Source organism: Ehrlichia canis str. Jake, assembly GCF_000012565.1.
GTDB classification, from domain to species: Bacteria; Pseudomonadota; Alphaproteobacteria; order Rickettsiales; family Anaplasmataceae; genus Ehrlichia; species Ehrlichia canis.
Genome location: NC_007354.1, coordinates 955,958 through 976,476, shown reverse-complemented (window position 1 = coordinate 976,476; position 20,519 = coordinate 955,958). Strand labels below are relative to the sequence as shown.

The window sequence follows — 20,519 nt, the reverse complement described above, 5'->3', positions numbered from 1 at the left end:
ATTTCTATGGTTAGGTATATCTTAGATCACAATTTACAAGATATAGATGTAGAAGTTTTTGACTGTATTTCCGGAGAATTAAATAGGCAAAATTCTCAATTACAGTTGATAGCATCAGAAAATTTTGTTAGTAAAGCGGTTTTAGAAGCTCAGGGTTCTATATTCACAAATAAATATGCAGAAGGTTATCCTGGTAAAAGATATTATTGTGGATGCCACTTTGCAGATATTGTAGAGAATATAGCAATAGAACGTTTATGTAAGTTATTTGGTTGTAAATTTGCAAATGTTCAGCCGCATTCTGGTTCACAAGCTAATCAAGGTGTATTTGCTGCATTATTAAAGCCAGGTGATACAGTAGTTGGATTATCACTTGATTGTGGAGGTCATTTAACTCATGGTTCTGCTCCTAGTATTTCGGGTAAGTGGTTTAATGCTGTTCAGTATCAAGTTGATCGTAATACTGGTTTGCTAGATATGGATGAGATAGAAAAGCTAGTTCTTGAGCATAAGCCAACATTACTTATTGCTGGTTCATCTGCTTATCCTCGTACAATAGATTTCAAAAGGTTTAGAGAAATAGCTGATAAAGTTGGAGCATATCTTTTAGCTGACATAGCTCATTATGCTGGATTAATTGCTGCTGGAGAGTTTCCTTCACCTTTTGAATATGCTCATGTTGTTACATCTACTACTCATAAGACTTTACGTGGTCCTAGGGGTGCAGTAATAATGACTAATTATGAAGATATTCATAAAAAGATTCAATCTTCTATCTTTCCTGGTATGCAAGGAGGTCCATTAATGCATGTTATTGCTGCAAAAGCTGTAGCATTTGGAGAAGCATTGAAACCTGATTTTAAAGATTATGCAAAACAAATAATTAAAAATTCTAGGGTTTTAGTTGAAGTATTTAAAGAAAGAGGGCTTAATATTGTTACAGATGGGACAGATTCTCATATAGTTTTAGTTGATTTACGTCCTAAAGGTGTTACAGGTAAAGATGCAGTGCTTGCACTAGAAAGATTGGGAATTATTTGTAATAAAAATGCTATTCCTTTTGATACAGAAAAACCTTTTGTAACTTCTGGCTTGCGGTTTGGTAGTGCTGCTGAAACATCTAGAGGTTTACAAGAATCAGAGTTTAGAGAGATTGGTAATATGGTTTGTGATGTTATTGATAACTTAAAAGCTAGTGATATTGTTAAAGCATCTGTTGAACAGGATGTGATAAAAAAAGTTAAAGAATTAACCTTTGCTTTTATTTCTTAAGTAAATATAAAGTAATATCATGTAATATTTTAAAAGATTAAATAATTTGTTGTTATTGATTGGTATTACCTATTTTTTTAAGTAAGATTAACCTTAAGCTAATCTTATTTTTTTAATTTGTTAGTGAGGGTTCATGTTGTATAAATATTTATTACTATAGATTGAAATGTAAAAAAAAATGTCACATTCTTTGTGTATATCTGATTTTCAGGCTTTATCTTATAACCTCTTAAATACTTTAACTGAAATGATAGACAGAGTAGATATTGATGGTGTGCTAGAGTGTGAAAACTGTGATGGAGTAGTGAAAATATCAGATAGTAATGGTAACTTATATATTATTAATAAACATGAACCTTCTATGCAAATTTGGGTTGCTTCTCCTATTAGTGGATCTGTGAGATTTAGTTATGATAAATCCTTGAGTGCATGGATAAATGATAAAAGCGATGAATTGTTTAACTTTCTAAGAGTTGAGATGAAGGTATTGTTTGATATTGTGATATAAAAATGAAAGCATTATTTCAGTTTGTAAAACCTCATTTGTTATATTTTATATTTGCGTATTTAGTAGTTGCTGTATCTTCTGTAACGATTTTAGCATTTGGGTATGGTTTACATAATTTAGTAGATTCATGGGTTGCAACTTCTGATGTTAGTTCTATCAACAATTCATTATTGTTTTTACTTGCTATAGTTTTAATAGTTGCACTTACATCCTTTTTACGATTGTGGTTGACTGGATATGGTAGTGAGAGAGTTATTCTTGGTATTAGGCTAAAGTTATATAATAAGATAATACATTTTTCTCCGAGATTTTTTGAAAACAATAGTATATCAAGTTTAATTACAAGATTGATGGCGGATACATCAACTCTGCAAGTAATTTTGAGTGCTAGTATGTCAACAATACTTAGAAATGTCACTACTTTGCTTGGTAGTATTGTCATGTTGATACATACTAATTTTAAGTTAACTATGTATACTATAGTAGTCATTCCAGTAATTTTGTTAATTTTGACTTTTCTTGGCAAGAAAGTAAAATTGTTATCTGGTAAAGTACGTTTAGGTATTGATAATATAACTTCTTTTGTTGAAGAAACATATCGTGGAGTATATGTTATCCAGTCTTTTTCAAAAGAGGATCTTACAAAGCAGAAATTTGAGAATTTGCTTGCTAATGTACTCAATATAACAAATAGGTATATTCTTCTGCGTGCATTACTGGTTACATTGATTATAACTTCTGCTATGATATCTATAGGGTTTGTTTTATTTCTTGGAATAAGAGAAGTATTAAATAGCAATATAACTGTTGGTTCTCTTTTTTCTTTTATATTTTATGCAGCAATAGCTGCTGGTTCAGTGAATAATATGGGGGACAATTTTAATGATATACAGAAGGCTATAAGAATTGCAGAAGATATTTCTAAAATATTGTCAATGTCTTCAGATATTGTTGAAGTAGCACATCCACAGGAAATTAAGGAAATAAAGAATAGAATTTCAATTAATGATGTCACTTTTAATTATCCTAGTAAGCCAGATACTCCTGCATTGAAAAATGTATCATTTACTATTGATAGAGGACAAGTTGTTGCTTTGGTTGGACCATCTGGTAGCGGTAAAAGTACTATAGTAAATATACTATTACGTTTTTATGATGTCAGTACAGGGAGTATTACTATTGATGGTATCGATATAAAAGAATTGTCAATAAAGAATTTACGTTCTCTTTTTAGTATTATACCTCAAAGCCCTATAATGTTTTCTGGAACAATATGGGATAATATAACTTATGGGGTTGCTGATGCTACATATGAAGAAGTGAGAAGTGCAGCAGAAACAGCTTGTATACTTGATTTTATAGAAGGTCTACCAGAGAAATTTGACGCTTTTGTTGGTGAAAGAGGTTTATGTTTATCTGAAGGGCAAAAACAAAGAATTGTTATAGCAAGAGCTATATTAAAGGATTCAGGTGTGTTGATATTGGATGAGGCTACATCTTCTTTGGATTCAAAAAATGAACAATTAATACATGATGCTTTAGATAATTTGAGGAGTAATAAAACAATGCTTGTAATAGCTCATAGGTTGTCGACTATTATTAAAGCAGATAAAATAATTGTGTTTAATAATGGATGCATTGATGATATAGGCACACATAAGTCATTGATAAGTAAGCAGGATGGTTTATATACAAAATTAGCAAAATTACAGTTATCAAGTGATTATTTTTCAGATAATCATCAGTAAAATCTGTTATTTTTCTATAGTTTATTAATAAGATGATATCTTATATTGGATATGTTATAGTGACGGTATTAAGTAATGGATATTCAGTGGTTTTTAGAAATTTGTATAAGTGATACTGAAATGTGATACATTTTATAAATATAATATATTACTTTAATGTAATAAAGATAGATCTGAGTGAAATGATGTATTATCAGTCAGTTTAATTATCATAAGTAGTTTATTTATAGTATGCATAATAGATAGATTTGTTAACTGATAATTCTAGTTTTTTGATGTATATAAATGTATATGCTTTAATGTTAAAAGATAATGTGAGTAATATTCAAAATTATAGGTATGTTAACAATATACATCAATTATCAATAAGTAATTTTTTATATGTTCAACTTATTTATACAAGGCGTTTTATTATGCATATTTCTATTTTAATAGGTATGAGCATACTGAATATGTTATCTGATGTGATGTTGTTGATATGTGTGCACGTTAATGTTATGGAATATATTTAATTATTTAGGGTGATATATAACATTAGTAATATCAGTTATTGATAGTTATATACTTAGTTTGTTTGTGGAATTTATTAGTTGCTATTTTGATGGGTAAGTTGCTTCAGTATGTTAGAATGAGATATGTTATCTAGTGATTATATTGTTTTGATATATTTAAATGTTGAAAAATAAATCTAAATTAGTGTTGTAAATTGTTAATATGTTAGTGGTACGTGTTGGGGATCAGTTAGTATGTTTTTTATATACTTAATTTACCGATGAGAATTTATAGGTGCATATCTTTATTTAATAAATTAATTATTTTAACATATTAGATGTGCTATTAGTGACCATAAAATATGATTAAATTTTAACTTCTGCTCATTTGAAGTTGTGGTTGTATATTTTTTGAATTTTGATTGAAATTAATGTTGTATAATTAAATATTGTTAAATAGAAAATGTGTTTGTAACTGGTTTTTTAATAAAATTGTAAGTTACATTATGAACTTATTTAACATAGGAATTATATTGACTCGCTGTGTTATTGTGATAGCCTAATTAATGTTTATTATTTAAAATATTGTTTTTTCCAATGTCTAGTTCTGCATATGATATTATAGATCATGAATATGATGTTGTAGTCGTAGGTGCTGGTGGAGCTGGTTTAAGAGCAACTTTTGGTATGACTAATGTTGGGTTGTCTGTTGCATGTATATCTAAGGTTTTCCCTACACGAAGTCATACAGTAGCAGCTCAAGGTGGTATTAGTGCTGCATTGGGAAATGTTTCTGAAGATGACTGGAGATGGCACATGTTTGATACAGTCAAAGGTTCAGATTGGCTTGGTGATCAGGATGCTATTGAGTATATGTGTAAGAATGCTCCAGAAGCTGTAATTGAGCTTGAGAGATATGGTGTGCCTTTCTCTCGTACTAGTGAAGGTAAGATATATCAACGTCCTTTTGGTGGTATGACTACAGAGTTTGGTAAAGGTAAGCCAGCAGTACGTACATGTGCTGCATCTGATAAAACAGGTCATGCTATACTTCACACACTGTATCAACAGTCTTTAAAATATAATGCTAAGTTTTTTGTAGAATATTTTGCTATTGATTTAATAATGGACGAAGAAGGTCAATGTAAGGGTGTCCTTGCATGGTCTTTATGTGATGGTACATTGCATAGGTTCCGTGCCCATGTTGTTGTTCTTGCTACGGGTGGTTATGGTAGGATATATTTTTCTGCTACTAGTGCACATACTTGTACTGGTGATGGCGGAGGTATGGTATCTCGTATTAATTTACCTCTAGAAGATATGGAATTTGTACAATTTCATCCGACTGGTATATATGGTGCTGGATGTTTGATAACAGAAGGTTGTAGAGGGGAAGGTGGATATTTAATTAATTCTGAAGGTGAGAGGTTTATGGAGCGATATGCTCCGAAAGCCAAGGATTTAGCATCTCGTGATGTTGTTAGTAGAGCGATGACATTAGAAATCAGAGAAGGTCGTGGTGTTGGTCCTAAGAAGGATCATGTGTATTTATCTGTGTCTCATTTGGGTGCAAAGGTTATTAGTGAGAGACTGCCAGGTATTAGTGAGACTGCACGTACTTTTGCTGGAGTAGATGTTACAAAAGATCCAATACCAGTTTTACCGACTGTTCATTATAACATGGGTGGTATACCTACAAATTATTATGGTGAAGTTGTTACTTTAAGTAATGGGCAACAGAAAGTAGTACCAGGGCTTTTTGCTATAGGAGAAGCAGCTTGTGTTTCTGTACATGGTGCGAATCGTTTAGGATCTAATTCACTCCTTGATTTGGTGGTTTTTGGAAGGGCAGCAGCAATTAGAGCAAAAGAGTTAATTAAACCTGGTATGTTGCATGTTCCTGTAAAGAAATCATCAGAAGATTGGATAATTGATAGGTTTGATGCATTAAGATTTTCAAAAGGAAGCTTACGTGTATCAGAGATACGTAATAATATGCAGAATGTAATGCAGAACCATGCAGCTGTTTTTCGTACTGCAGAAGTACTAGAAGAAGGTAAGAAAAATATTAAAAATGTTGCTGAATCTGTATCTGAAATTGCAGTTGAAGACAGAAGTATGATATGGAATAGTGATTTAGTTGAAGCATTAGAATTAACTAATATGATGCCACAAGCTGTTGTAACTATGGAATGTGCTGCAAATCGTCAAGAAAGTAGAGGTGCTCATGCGCGTGAAGATTTTCCTGAACGTGATGATGAGAATTGGATGAAGCATAGTTTGGCATGGTACAATCCTGTGGATTGTTCTGTAAATATAAAATATAAAGATGTTGCTAAAACAACTTTAACAGATGATGTTCAGTATTTTCCACCGCAGAAAAGGGTATATTAATAGTGTCTCTAAAGTGGTTATTTAAAAGGTTTGACTATGGTTCAATTTTGTTTACCTAAGAATTCTAAGATTAATAAGAATGGTAAAGTTCATCACGCTCCTGAAAATGCGAAAAATGTGAAATGTTTTAAAATATATAGATGGTCTCCAGATGATGATGAAAATCCAAGAATTGATACATTTTTTATAGATCTTGATGAATGTGGACAAATGGTATTAGATGCTTTAATCAAGATTAAAAATGAAGTTGATTCTACATTAACATTTAGAAGATCATGTCGAGAAGGTATATGTGGCTCATGTGCTATGAACATTGATGGTACAAATACTTTAGCTTGTACCAAAGCAATATCAGATATTAAATCAGATGTAAAGATTTATCCTTTGCCGCATATGTATGTTATCAAAGATTTAGTTCCTGATCTAAGTAATTTTTATGCACAATATGAGTCAGTAACTCCATGGATGCAGGCTGAAGAACCTAATCATAATAAGGAGAGGTTACAGACAATAGAAGATAGAAGTAAGTTGGATGGAATATATGACTGTATATTGTGTGCATGTTGTAGTACTAGTTGTCCTAGTTATTGGTGGAATTCAGATAAGTATTTAGGGCCAGCAGCTTTGTTACAAGCTTATAGATGGCTTATTGATAGTAGAGATGAAGCATCAAATAGTAGGTTAGATATGCTTGATGATGCGTTTAAGTTATACCGCTGTCATACTATTATGAACTGTACTAAAACTTGTCCTAAGGGGTTAAATCCTGCGAAAGCAATTGCTCATATTAAGCAGATGATGGTGAGAAGATAATAGCAGTATCGTCAGAGTTATTAACGCTAGCTTTTGTATATACACAACTTATTAAGTATAAAATGTTATATGTAAGCTGTAGGAAATGTGATTATGGAAGTGAAGTTACATCATTAATTTATAAAGTTTTTGCTTTACTATGGTTAAGTAAGATAGTTAATCTATTATTGTGGTGAAATATATACTTTTCTTAAATATTTTTTGTTACAGGTAGTTTGTTATATTTATGTTGTGATACATATATATGAAGTACAATGATAATATGTTTATTATTTGCACTATAAATTTACAAGGTTGTATTGCACAGATTTAAGTAATAGGTTTAAAAATATGTTACACTTGATGTTATTTAGTGTAATGAGTTTTGGGAGAAGTAGTTGTGATATTATCTAGAATGTTATGCACATAAAGATAATAAGTATGATATTAACATTTTTATTGTTTGTACTATGTTACAAGATTGTGTTGCACTTAGATTTAAGTGATAGATTTAAAAATATTGTTACACTTGATTTATGTTATTAAGTGAAATGAATTTTGAGAGAAAATAGTTTGTAATATTTTCTAGAATGCTATGCATATAAAGATAGTAAATATAGTAGTAACATTTTTATTCTTAAAAATTTGTTACATGTTAAATGTATTATTATTTTATGTAATGAATTTTTAGTATAAGTAGTTGTTATTGTGTTTTCAGAGTGTTATATCTATCGATATAGATAGTATAAGAGTTATATTTTCATTTTTTTGCTATGAAATTATGGAGATTTTGTGCTGCTAGCTTTGCGTGATGAAAAAAAATTTTAACTATAGTGTTAAGAGTTTAAATTTTGTACTATACTTCTTTTATCATGTATGATAGGTGTTAGTTTTTAAAGCTTGATCTAATGTAGGCAATTGTTAGTATTGAGTATAAGTGATGATTAATGTAAGATGGGAGGGGTAATGATGGAATTGATGGAATCTAAGCTTACAAAGCGTGTTGTTGTCCCTGAGTTAGAGGAAATTCTTTATAAAGAGCATAAAGTTTTAGATAAAGGATTTGTTAGGTTAGTTGATTATATGGGATCTGATGAATCTGTTGTACAGTCTGCTAGAATATCTTATGGTAGGGGTACTAAGAGTGTAAATCAGGATGCTGCATTGATTAATTATTTAATGCGTCATTCACATACTACTCCGTTTGAAATGTGTGAAATTAAGTTTCATATAAAATTACCTATATTTGTTGCAAGACAGTGGGTACGTCATCGGACTGCAAATGTCAATGAATATTCTGCAAGGTATTCTGTGTTAGATCGTGAGTTTTATATTCCAGAACATGACCAAATAGCAAAGCAGTCTGAAAATAATGCTCAAGGTAGGGGAAGTAGCTTATCTCATGAAGATGCTGAGTATGTTACTGATCTTTTAGTACATGATTCTAATATGGTCTATGAAACTTATAATAAATTTTTGGAGAAAGGTATTTCCAGAGAAATATCACGTGTTAATCTAACTTTAAATTATTATACCGAATGGTATTGGAAAATAGATTTGCATAATTTATTACATTTTTTAAAATTAAGATCTGAAATGAATGCTCAATATGAAATTAGAGTATATGCAAAAGCTATATTAGAGATTGTAAAGAAATGGGTACCGTTAACTTACGCAGCTTTTGTTGAATATTCTTTAGAGTCACAGCATTTATCAAAGAGTGCACTAGATGTTGTAAGAAGATTAATTGCTGGTGAAGAAGTTGCTCGTGAAGATACTAGTATTGGAAAAAGAGAATGGAAAGAATTAATGTCTATTTTAGAGAATGAACTATAGAAAGTATCATAAGTTTTATATGTCTTAATTGTTGTGTTTAATATATATTAGAATCTTATAGAATTTTAAGTATTTTTAATGTTGTGTGTTAGGTTTCATAGCATAATGATATTAGATAATATTTTTTTCTTGATCAAATAATTTAAAGGTTATTTTAAATATTTATTGCTCTGTATTTAATAGTATTCTGGGTAGTCTATAATTTAGATTGTAGATTTGGATATTAATTAAAAAATTTAGAATAATTTAATTATATACAATGATTTTGCATGAAATGTTATATTAATGATATGTTTATTAATTAAGGATTTTATTTTAGTTTATGAAAATTTTAAAAAAAAGTATTTTAGTGCTTATTATTGCTGTGATTGTAATGTGTGATATGTCTTCTGATATATATTTGCCTGCATTGCCAAAAATTAGTGAATTTTTTAATGTAGACCATACTATTGTTCAGTTAACAGTTAGTTTAAATTTGGTGGGAATCTCTGTCTCCGGATTATTATATGGTCCATTATCTGATTATTATGGACGTAGGCCTATTATCCTGTTAGGTGTAGGAATATTTATGGTAGCAAGCATAATGTGTTGTTTTTCTAGTAATATTATTATGTTAATTATCATGCGTTTTATTCAGGGATTTGGTGCAGGTGTAGCTGGAGTTGTTGGATATGCTATTATTAAAGATATGTATTCAGGAAATGAATGTGCTAAAAATATCTCTATAGTAAATATAGCAGTAGCATTTGCTCCTGTGGTAGCTCCAATTTTAGGTAGTGCTATTATAGCACATGGTTATCATTGGAACATGTTGTTTGTTACAATATCTATTATGGCAGTATTGGTTTTGGCTAGTTTGTTTATGTTTTTGCAAGAAACTATTTCTTTTGATAATGTTGATAGTAGTATATCTTTTTTGTCTATTATACGAAAATATAAAGAACTTGTTTTAAATATTAGATTTTGTGGTTTTGCTTTAATTCAAAGTTTTACTATTATGTGGATTTGGTCATGTGTAGCTAACTTACCATTTATTTTTGTTAATGATATGGGTGTTCCTGTTGGTTATTATGGTTATTTTGTTGCTATTAATGTAGCTGCATATATTGTTGGTGCAATTATTAATCAAAGGTTTGTTGAGAGATTTGGAATCAATAATATGTTGCTTATAGGATTAATTTTAACTACTTTATCAGATTTGGTAGTACTTGTACTTTATCAAATAATTGAAATTAGTCCTTTATTAGCAGAAATTATGTGGATGCCGTCTGGCATGGGAATTGCTTTTATTCTTGGTAATAATATGACAGCTGCATTTTCTGAAATTAAGGAACCAGGCATAGGTTCCGCATTTATTCTGTTTTTACAAACAATTTTTGGTGCACTTGGTATTTATATTTTAGGATGTTTTTATGATGGTACTCTAATTCCAGTAATACTGTTTCCAATAATTTGTTCTGTAATTTGCCTTGTAATATATGCTTTTTTACAAGTGACTAATAAGAGTAATAGATCTAAGTTTGTAGATGTATAACTAGTTTTTTTACAATAGAGCATTATTTTTGTAGTGTTGAAACTTTTAATAATTATTGATGTAGTTTTTTATTATTTTGGAACTTAGGGTAGCTTATTATTAGTTTTTTGACTAATGTTATTTTAATCTAATTACTCTGACATTATGTTATGTAAGATATAGAACTGTATCTTTTTATATTTCAGTGTCTTTTGTGTTGAATACGAAATGTAAAAAAATGTTATGTAAAAAGGTGGACATTAGAAAAAAGATTGAGAAAAAATGGCAGATGATAGTTCAATTATCCGTTTCAGGTAGGTAATGTATTACTTTAATGTAGATTGATATAAAATAGATCTTTTTGAAATCAATTACTTTGGCAATTGTTCTGTGTTATATAAAGTTTATTTTAGATATAATAATTAGAAATATACTCAAGTGCTACTTTCATAATTATAATTAATGAAGATTTTCAACTACTTAATATAAAATTGCTTTCTTTTATTACTTCTAGTAACAAATGCAGAGTTTTCAACAGCATACATTATATGAATTAATAATAATTAATGATTCTAATACTTTTCTTTAAAAATAGATATGGTATTTCCTAATTAAGTTTTGCTTAAAAATGAATACTAAAGATTTATTATTCGTAAGGTGGCGTAGGACAAATAGGGATGAGCGTTAATCTATATCGTCTTGATGGTAAATGGATAATTATTGTTTCGGAGCAGGATTTGCTGATGATAATATGCCAGTAATCGACTTTTTATAATGTATTTTGTTTAGTGTTTCTTATAACGGTATGAATAAATGCTTATTAAGCAGTGTTTACATAAAAGATAATATACTTCTATGAATATATGCTTGTTTTTTAATAAAGTATATTTTTAATCAAATAATAAAAATTTTTACTAACAAAAATTATATGGATGCAATTTTGGTGCTTTTACTTTTTGTAATAGTTAATGATTGGTAGTAATCTTATGATTATACTGTGTTGTTATATAAAGGTTATTTTAGTTAGTTTCTTTGATGTATTTAAAATCTTATTATGATCTATATATAGTTACTAGTTATTCAAGTAGTAGTATTATTGCATTATTAATTTAAGCTTGATTATGTAATGTATAGCTGAGAGATTATTAAATACGTTATTTATTATGGAAAATATTTCAATTTGTATTTCAGTTATGTTATTAAGTTATATATGATGTTAAGGTAAGGTTATAAAGGTAATAAACAGATTTGTTTTAATTAATTCATTGCCATTATATAAGTGTAAAAAATGTATTTTTCACGGGCTTTTTGATAATCTAAAGATGTTTGTTATAGTGGTATTGCATTATTTCCCAGAAGTAATTTTTGTAAATATTATTAGATATTATTAAATATATGATTGCTCTTTAAGATAAGATATTGCTTTTTGAGTAATTACTCTACCACGTGGTGTACGTTGTATAAAATTTATTTTAATAAGATATGGTTCTATAGTTTCTTCTATATTTCCTGTATCTTCTGATAACCCAGAAGATATGGTATCTATTCCAGTTGGGTTATTAGAATCATGTATAAATTTGAGATATTGGATATCCTGTCTATCTAAACCTAATTTATCAATTCCTAAACGTAATAGTGCTTTATCTGCAAATGTATCTGTAATGGTTTTGTTGTGTTCTGTTACTTCTATAAAATCTCTTATCCTGCGTAATAATCTAAGAGCAATTCTGGGTGTTCCTCTGGCTCTTAATGATATTTCTTGTGCTCCGCTATCAGAAATATCTGTCTTGATAACTTTTGCGGCACGTTGTATTACTTTGATAAGCTCTTCAGTTGAGTAGAATTCTAAATGTATTGGTATTCCAAATCTGTCACGTAACGGGTTTGATAATAATCCTATACGTGTAGTAGCTCCTACTAAAGTGAATTTTGGTAAATCTACTCTAAGAGTACGTGCTCCACATCCTTCTCCTACTATTATATCTAGACAGAAATCTTCCATTGCGGAGTATAGTATTTCTTCTATATTCCGATTTAAACGGTGTATTTCATCTATGAACAATATATCTTTTGCTTGAAGATTGGTAAGTATTGCAGCTAAATCTCCTGCTTTGCTTAAGAGAGGCCCAGCTGTAGATCTAAAATTTACTTTTAATTCTTTAGCTATTATATGTGCTAGTGTTGTTTTACCAAGCCCTGGTGGACCATATAATAATACATGATCCATCGGTTCTTTTCTTGTATAAGCTGCATTTATAAAAATTTTTAGATTATTAACTACACTGCTTTGTCCTATGAATTCATCTAGTAAGTTAGGTCTTATTGAAACATTTTGTTGATCTTCTAAGCATTCAGTACTTTGTAATATATTTTTCATAAGGTTTTCTTATCATATTTTATGTATAACTTTGTGTATTCTAAAGTATAAAGGTATAATACATTATTATAGATAAATTAGTAATTTCTTTATAATTAAAAAAGCATTATTATTGCTTCTGCATTTTGTAGAAAGCAAGTGTTTTACATAAAGTCTATATTAAAGCTTAATTGTTTATAAGTATCACATTGTGTAATAAAATATAAAGATATAAGTTTATTGAAATTGAAAGTATTAGTACTAATGTGTTTGTTAGCTGAAGTATAAGAGAATACTGTTCTGGTAATATTACTTAGGTTTTGTGTTAAAAAACTGGAGTACTACTTGTTAAGATTTATTTTAAAATTATTATACCAGTTTGTATATAAACATTATATGCTTGGAAATATAACTTGGATTACTGATATAATTTTAATGATGATGTATATAAACACTATAAATGCGATTTAATAAAAATTTGTTCTGCAATAAGTTTGTTCATAAGTTTTACTTTTAGAGTTGCATGTTATATATTTTATGTTTTTTTAGATAATATTTGATGTGGATAAAAATTTTTTTATCTCAGTTATTGTGCTAACTTGCTATATGAATTGATATGACTTGTAAAGGTAGCATGGTTTGTGAGAATGTAGTTTTAAATGGTGATATATGTAAAAAGTTATAAGTGTGACTAGTAGAAATTTATTATGTTATAAATTATAAACTAACCTTTGTTTGGGTGTAATATACATGTATAACTCATTAAAATAATGTTTTCTGTAAAAAAACTGTAAATTTATATAGGTTGAAAGTATGTAATTATTCTTGATTACATAGTTTGGGATAGTGATCTCTACAAAGAACTATAAGTGCGATTTAGTAAAAGTTTATTCTATGAATAAGTTATTTTACACAGGTCTTACTTACAGTTACTAATTTAGTATTGCTTGAACTGTGGTTTATGTAGATTGTTGTATCTACATAATGTTTAACTGTGTATGTAAATATTATATGATTAGAAGTATTAGGAATATGTTTAGTGTGATTTTATATAGAAAAACTAGGTAAAAAAAGCTATAGACTTAAGTTTAGCGTAACTATTAAGAATATAATTTAATCATAATTTTTATATGAAAAAATTGTGATGTTGAGTTAATAGAAGTTTGTTTTGTCTAAGCTGTAGTATTAATTCATATGTTAGATATAATTATTGTGAAAGTTTTTGTAATGCTTTACGTATGATTTCTTGTATATTGGCATTGGGAAAATCGGATTTTATTTCTTGTATTGCGTTAAAGGCTTTTAATTTGTCATACCCTAAACTTATAAGAGCAGCTAATGAATCATCTTCTTTTATTATCAGAGTTTCTTCTATTGGCATCTTACTGATTTTATATTGAAGTTCAGTTGTGATGCGTCCTGCAAGTTTTTCTCCTATTCCATTTCCTCTAAATGCATTTTTATTGTTACTTACTACTGCAGAAAAGATTTGTTCCGGTGATAGCTTACTTAATATTGACATTGCTGTTTTATAATTAATGCCATTTATTGTAATGAGCATCCTCATGTAGTCTTGTTCTTGTTTATCTAAAAATCCATATAACTGTGTTAAGTTATCTCTATTTACATGGGTTTCTATGTAAAGTTTAATATTATTTCCAATTTTGCAAGTCTGTAAGACCCTCTGTGAGACGTGAACTATGTATCCAACATTACCTACATTTAGTATTATATAGGTAATATATATTTCTTCTATAATGCCTGTAAGACTGCCTATCAATACTTTCCTCAAAGAATATTATTTAACAAAATAAGCTTAGAATTAATTTTACGTAAGTTGATTAATGTGTGTGACCTAAGTATTAACAGTATGCAAAATAGCAAACTCAATGTAGCAAACATAGTGAGGAGAGGTATTAACATTGATATATCAATAGCGATACCACTTTTACGAAATATGCTTGCAGGTTGGTGTAATGTTGTCCATATGTTAACAGAAAATTTGATCACTGGAATATTAATGGCACTGAATATTGCAAATATTGATGCAGCTTTCATTGATCTAGATTCATTATCAAAAAAATTCCACAGGGATAGGTAACCTAGATAGAGAAAAAGTAATACTAACATTGATGTTAAACGTGCATCCCATACCCACCATATTCCCCATGTACATTTACCCCATATGCTACCTGTAATTAAACATATGAATGTAAATGTTAAGCCAAGTGGTGCAATTGCGTGTGATAAAATTGCTGAGATCACATTCCTCCATACTAGTGCGATAAAGCTGAAAATTGCCATTAATGTATAAGACCCAAGTGAAATCCATGCAGATGGTACATGTAAGTACATAATACGCACAAATTCTCCTTGTTTATAATCTGGTGGAGAAGAAATGAATACCATGTATAAGCTACATACTAAGAGAATAAAGAATAATGATACTGTATATGGTAAAGCTAACCTTGTATAGCTTATGAACTTACTCATAGTATAAAGTGATTACATGATTGCTTAAAGTAACATAGATTACAGAATTAAGCAATCTATATGATAGGATAGGTTATTGTATATCAGTATATCATAGTCTAAAAATCTGATTGTACTTTATGTAAGTTATTTGTATGTAAGAATGTTAAAATAAATTTCCTTTTATGAAAAATTCCAATAGTGTTGATATGTCGAATTGATGTATCAAATGTATATTTTTATAATTAGATTGTATCAATGGTCTATTGGTTTTATATTAGTGCGCTTTAAGCTTTATGAATGGTTTTCTTTTTATTAAGTTATTACTGCATAATGTATAGGGTGGATTTATTTAAATGATAAAATTTTTGTTTTATTAAATGTTTGTACTCAAAACTTTTATTATGATTGTTATGTTTTTGGGAAGTGTAAGGTGAATGATAATTTAAAAAGTAGTGGAATAATGTTGGTAATATCTTCTCCTTCTGGAGGAGGAAAAACTACAATCTCACATTTGTTAATTGATGAATTACAAAATGATCTTGTTAGATCAGTTTCTGTGACTACTCGTGAGCCTAGAGATGGTGAAGTTAATGGTAAGGATTATTTTTTCGTAACTGAACATGAGTTCATTAATTTATGTAATACGGATCAAATGTTAGAATATGCTAAAGTTTTTGGAAATTATTACGGCATACCTCGTAAATTTGTTATGGATAATATTACTACTGGTGTTAGTGTACTGTTTAGTATTGATTGGCAAGGTGCGTTTAAATTGATTGATATTATGAGAGAACATGTCGTGAGTGTTTTTATATTGCCTCCATCTATGGAAGAGTTGAGAAGGCGCTTATATAACCGTAGTGGTAAGAGTGATATAGTAAAAAAAAGATTAGGAGAAGCTGCTTTTGAGATTGATCATTGTTATCGTTATGATTATGTGATTGTTAATCATGATGTAGAAGAAAGTGTGCACCAAATTAAGTGTATTTTTACTTCAGAAAGATTAAGAGTGCAGCGTAGGATATTACTTAAACAGTTTATAGATAATTATATTAAATGAAAGAGTTAATGTAGTTCATTTGTGTTGATAATTAACACTTTTATGTGAGTGTATTTAAAGTTGAATATATTTGTTCTTTTAATTAGAAGTGAATTTTTTATACATTGATTAAGTTTATTATAAATAAAATGTGAGGATTTTATAAGTAATAAATAAATTGTAAACAAATAGTAAACTAATATGAAATTGTGAATACAGAAATAGAATGAAATTGTTAATATATATAATGTAATTTGTCAGAAATTTGTTGTGAATGTTTGTTGAAATGTTCTATAAAATACACTAATCTGTAAATGTGAGAATAGTTTTTGGGCTTTAATGGAAGCGAATATTATAAATGGAAAAGCTATTGCTGAAGATATTACTGGGACACTTGCTACATGTATTAATGATTTAAAATTACAGTATAGCTTGGTACCATGTTTGATAGTTGTACTTGTTGGTGATGATCCTGCAAGTCATTTATATGTACGTAATAAACAGCGAAAAGCTGAAATGTTAGGATTAAGGTCTGAAACAATATTGTTACCAAGTACTACATCAGAAAGCAGTTTGATTGATAAAATACATGAATTGAATAATGATGATAATGTTCATGGAATTTTAGTACAACTTCCCGTGCCGAAGCACATTGATAAAAATTTAATAATTAATACTATTGATCCAAGGAAAGATGTTGATGGATTTCACAATGATAATGTTGGAAGACTTTTTACTGGCCAGAAAAGGAATTGTTTAATACCTTGTACTCCTAGGGGATGTCTTTATTTAATTAAAACTGTCACGCATAATTTATCTGGTAGTGATGCTGTAGTTATAGGTAGGTCAAATATAGTAGGTAAACCTATGGCTTGTTTGTTATTGGGAGAAAATTGTACTGTTACTACAGTGCATTCAGCTACGCGTAATTTATCTGATTATTGTTCCAAGGCTGATATCCTTGTTGCTGCTGTTGGTATACCTAATTTTGTAAAATCTTCTTGGATTAAGCCTGGTGCAATTGTAATAGATGTTGGAATTAATTCTGTTGAGGAAGATGGAGTCAAGAAGTTTGTTGGTGATGTTAATTTTGCTGAGGCTAAGAATGTAGCTTCAGCTATTACTCCAGTTCCAGGTGGTGTAGGTCCTATGACTATTGCATTCTTGATGGTTAATACTGTAATGGCTGCTTGTAATCAATCTGGTATTGAAAATTTTGTTGAAAAATATTTGGACTTGTAATTCTTTATTGCAGTAAATAAGTTTATAGTTTATAAATAAGTAATAAAGGGCGGTTAGCTCAGTTGGTAGAGCATCTCGTTTACACCGAGGAGGTCAGCAGTTCGAGTCTGTTACCGCCCACTGTATTTGTTTATAGTATTTATATTTAATTTATAGTTTATAAATTTTTTGAAAAGTAATTACCAGTGTATGCATTAGGTAAATTAGCATTACAATTCTCTAATTATCTCACTTTTATCAGTGTTAATCTTTTGCTGTTTTGTAAGATATGTTGTGGAATGTTGTTTAGAGTATTAAAAGTGTAGCTGAAGTTGTGTAATATATCTTTTATGAATTGGCTTGTTATATTCTATTGTATGAGGTTTTGTAGTGAATTTATTGTCAGAAATTAACGGAAGTTGGTGTATGTACATTAATTAGTTAGCATGTAGTTTGTAATGATCTTTTACTTTTATCAGTTTTTGGCTTTATAGTGCATGTTATAAAATCTATTGTTTAAAGGTATTGCTAAAATTAATGAATATATCAATTGTGTGGGTTAGTTTACGATATTCTGTATACCTACTACTGTATCATTTTATGGATTATAAGTTTGTGCTATAGTATAATAAGTGTTTTTTAAAGTAATGAAGTCAATTTGTAAAGTATAGTATTTAGAGTAGGTAGTCTAGTATGTTATACTTTTATACATATTATGCTGTGGTGTTCATTTGTTATATTATGTACCAGTGTATAATAGGTGATGTATGTTGGAATTAAATAGTATGTGAAGTACTTTTATAAACTTATATTTAATGTTGAGTTATTAAAGTGTTTTGAAACTTATTAAAAGTTTGGTGGTATATCTTGTGTGTTTATCTAAGTATATATAAGATGTTTTTGTAAAATAAATAATGTTTTACTGGTTATTATTGGTGAAAATCTAATATAAATTTCTATTAAAAGAACAAGATGTACTTATATCTTGTCATGTATATAGAAAACTTAATAACTTTGATCTACTGCTTCCTTTACATATCTAAGAATTATATTGATTGAATTATCATCTGATAGATTGTGATCAGCTGATTTTATTAAATGTAAGTTGATATTGTTTGATTTAATTTTCTCTGCTAAAGTAATAGAAACTTGATATGGCACTGTATCGTCTTTCATACCATGAATAAGTGTTACTGAACAAGTAATGTTAATTGATTCCTGATGTAACAGTAAATGCTTGCGTCCATCTTCGATCAAATTGCGTGTTATCAAATAAGAATGTGTTTTATTGCTATTTGCATACAAAGTTATTTTGCCATTTTTATATAACTCATCTTTTTGTATTGCATTTAATTTTTGAAAAATCAAAGATTCAGTAAAATCAGGAGCACCAGCTAGACTAATGAGATGAGATACCTTATCTTGGTTAGATATTGCTGCAAGTAACATAAGCCATGCTCCCATGCTGGATCCTATAATAATTTGTGGTTTATCAACAGGAGTTAGTTGATTCATAACTTCTATGCAGTTTTTATACCAATCACTGATATTATAGTCAGTAAATTCACCATCTGATTCTCCATGACCTAAGTAGTCAAATATGATGAGTCCTAAATTATGTAACTTGCAATAATCATATAGAGCAGTTGCTTTAGTGCCTTGCATATTGGAATTAAATCCACCGAAAAATATAATAGATACTTTATCTCCTACTAATTGTTTATATGCAATATGTAAGTCTTGTGCATAGGATAATGTTAGTGTTGCATAACCAGACATGTTTTACCTAGTTGATATATAATAATCATGTAAAGTGATTGACTGAGTGTATTGTATATTAGAGTTAAAAATCAACAGAAAAATATAAAGAATGCTTTAATTTTCTACTACTTATTTGTAACTAGTATGTTATGTGAAATAATCACATGATTAGATATATTGTACCTAGTTGGTGAATATTTATGAAATGGCTTGTTTAGTATATTTTATAATTTAGAAATAGTAAAACAGGACCTATCTTTGAAACATTAGATATTAAAGGAGTAGGCAAATTGATATCAATATGCAGTGGATTTAGGTAGGAAATCTTATCTAAAATTGGCATATGTGGAGAGTATGGCAGAAATTTTGGATTATACAGTCTTTTCTGAATTAATTGAATAAAATACTTTGTTTACTGTTTAGTTCTCTAAATACAACGTGTAACACTTAGTTTTGTATAATCAGATACCTAATTTAAGGATTTTAAATATGCAATTAAATCTGCTACATCTTGAGGTTTTGATATTCCAGCAAATGCCATACGTGTACCTTTAATGTATGCTTGAGGTTTTGTTAAAAACTCAAATAAATCTTGGTGTTCCCATGTGCCGCCTTTATTGAGCATTGCTTTTGAATAATTGAATTTATCTCCTAAATGTGCTTTTTTATTGCCTATTATATTCCATAAGTTTGGCCCAACTCTATTTGCTCCACCTTTTTCAAAAGTGTGACAAGATATGCATTTTTTTGTTATTTCCTTGCCTTTTGTAATATCTGCTTGTGCTATCAGAGTTTCAATATCAGTTTGTGTTTCTGTACTATTAATTGCTGTGTTAACTGGCTGTTCCTCAATGTTTATTTGATACCCTCTTACCTGTTCAGCGTGTGGATTGGGGTTGTATAGTAAATCTACTACATTACTAATGAAAAGTATTATAAAAGATGAAAACAAAATTGCTGTGAATATTTTGTTTAAGTGGAATCCGTCCATAATTATTGTATTCCTAGATCAGAAGTAACTATACTATACACTTCTAGGGTAATATAATCATTAACTATAGTCAATAAATAACATTGTTTGAGTTGTTAATATAGATGATAATCTTAATATAT

14 protein-coding genes and 1 tRNA gene are annotated in these 20,519 nt (G+C 29.0%); 10 read left to right on the top strand and 5 right to left on the bottom strand.

Features of this window, described 5'->3' with window-relative positions:
- Positions 1 to 6 precede the first annotated feature (6 nt).
- The 7 genes from glyA (at position 7) to ECAJ_RS03515 (ending at position 10,575) form a co-directional block, all read left to right on the top strand.
- Complete coding sequence (gene glyA / locus ECAJ_RS03550; RefSeq protein ID WP_011304801.1) at positions 7 to 1,272, top strand: serine hydroxymethyltransferase; 1,266 nt, start codon at positions 7 to 9, stop codon at positions 1,270 to 1,272.
- A gap of 178 nt (positions 1,273 to 1,450) precedes the next feature.
- Positions 1,451 to 1,780 carry an iron donor protein CyaY gene (gene cyaY / locus ECAJ_RS03545; protein WP_011304800.1) on the top strand — a complete coding sequence of 110 codons (330 nt, stop codon included), beginning with the start codon at positions 1,451 to 1,453 and terminating at the stop codon, positions 1,778 to 1,780.
- Positions 1,781 to 1,782: 2 nt separating this feature from the next.
- Complete coding sequence (locus ECAJ_RS03540) at positions 1,783 to 3,528, top strand: ABC transporter ATP-binding protein (RefSeq protein WP_011304799.1); 1,746 nt, start codon at positions 1,783 to 1,785, stop codon at positions 3,526 to 3,528.
- A gap of 1,088 nt (positions 3,529 to 4,616) precedes the next feature.
- Positions 4,617 to 6,413: a succinate dehydrogenase flavoprotein subunit gene (gene sdhA, locus ECAJ_RS03530; protein WP_011304797.1), complete on the top strand. Its 1,797-nt coding sequence runs from the start codon at positions 4,617 to 4,619 to the stop codon at positions 6,411 to 6,413.
- A 36-nt stretch (positions 6,414 to 6,449) separates the two neighbouring features.
- Entirely contained in the window at positions 6,450 to 7,226 is a 777-nt protein-coding gene (locus tag ECAJ_RS03525) for a succinate dehydrogenase iron-sulfur subunit (protein WP_011304796.1), read from the top strand.
- Between the two features lie 957 nt (positions 7,227 to 8,183).
- Entirely contained in the window at positions 8,184 to 9,041 is an 858-nt protein-coding gene (gene thyX / locus ECAJ_RS03520) for an FAD-dependent thymidylate synthase (RefSeq protein ID WP_044262191.1), read from the top strand.
- Positions 9,042 to 9,363: 322 nt separating this feature from the next.
- The gene (locus ECAJ_RS03515; RefSeq protein WP_044262010.1) at positions 9,364 to 10,575 is read left to right on the top strand and encodes a multidrug effflux MFS transporter; all 1,212 of its coding nucleotides are present in this window, start codon (positions 9,364 to 9,366) and stop codon (positions 10,573 to 10,575) included.
- A 1,366-nt stretch (positions 10,576 to 11,941) separates the two neighbouring features.
- On the opposite strand, the gene ruvB is transcribed toward ECAJ_RS03515, so the two are convergent.
- From ruvB to ECAJ_RS03500, 3 genes are all read right to left on the bottom strand, one after another.
- Entirely contained in the window at positions 11,942 to 12,931 is a 990-nt protein-coding gene (gene ruvB / locus ECAJ_RS03510) for a Holliday junction branch migration DNA helicase RuvB (RefSeq protein WP_011304793.1), read from the bottom strand.
- 1,186 nt (positions 12,932 to 14,117) lie between these two features.
- Entirely contained in the window at positions 14,118 to 14,690 is a 573-nt protein-coding gene (ruvA, locus tag ECAJ_RS03505) for a Holliday junction branch migration protein RuvA (protein WP_011304792.1), read from the bottom strand.
- An 8-nt stretch (positions 14,691 to 14,698) separates the two neighbouring features.
- Complete coding sequence (locus ECAJ_RS03500; RefSeq protein WP_011304791.1) at positions 14,699 to 15,403, bottom strand: heme ABC transporter permease; 705 nt, start codon at positions 15,401 to 15,403, stop codon at positions 14,699 to 14,701.
- Between the two features lie 412 nt (positions 15,404 to 15,815).
- Here ECAJ_RS03500 and gmk point away from each other — a divergent pair, with 412 nt between their 5' ends.
- The 3 genes from gmk (at position 15,816) to ECAJ_RS03485 (ending at position 17,786) form a co-directional block, all read left to right on the top strand.
- Positions 15,816 to 16,445 (top strand): guanylate kinase, encoded by a 630-nt coding sequence (gene gmk / locus ECAJ_RS03495; protein ID WP_011304790.1) that lies wholly within the window; start codon positions 15,816 to 15,818, stop codon positions 16,443 to 16,445.
- Between the two features lie 318 nt (positions 16,446 to 16,763).
- The gene (gene folD / locus ECAJ_RS03490; RefSeq protein ID WP_011304789.1) at positions 16,764 to 17,666 is read left to right on the top strand and encodes a bifunctional methylenetetrahydrofolate dehydrogenase/methenyltetrahydrofolate cyclohydrolase FolD; all 903 of its coding nucleotides are present in this window, start codon (positions 16,764 to 16,766) and stop codon (positions 17,664 to 17,666) included.
- Between the two features lie 47 nt (positions 17,667 to 17,713).
- A tRNA-Val gene (locus ECAJ_RS03485) sits at positions 17,714 to 17,786 on the top strand.
- Between the two features lie 864 nt (positions 17,787 to 18,650).
- Here ECAJ_RS03485 and ECAJ_RS03480 read toward each other — a convergent pair.
- The gene (locus ECAJ_RS03480) at positions 18,651 to 19,424 is read right to left on the bottom strand and encodes an alpha/beta hydrolase (protein WP_011304788.1); all 774 of its coding nucleotides are present in this window, start codon (positions 19,422 to 19,424) and stop codon (positions 18,651 to 18,653) included.
- Between the two features lie 451 nt (positions 19,425 to 19,875).
- A complete protein-coding gene (locus tag ECAJ_RS03475) occupies positions 19,876 to 20,397 on the bottom strand; it encodes a c-type cytochrome (protein ID WP_011304787.1) in 522 nt (173 codons plus the stop codon).
- Positions 20,398 to 20,519: the final 122 nt, after the last annotated feature.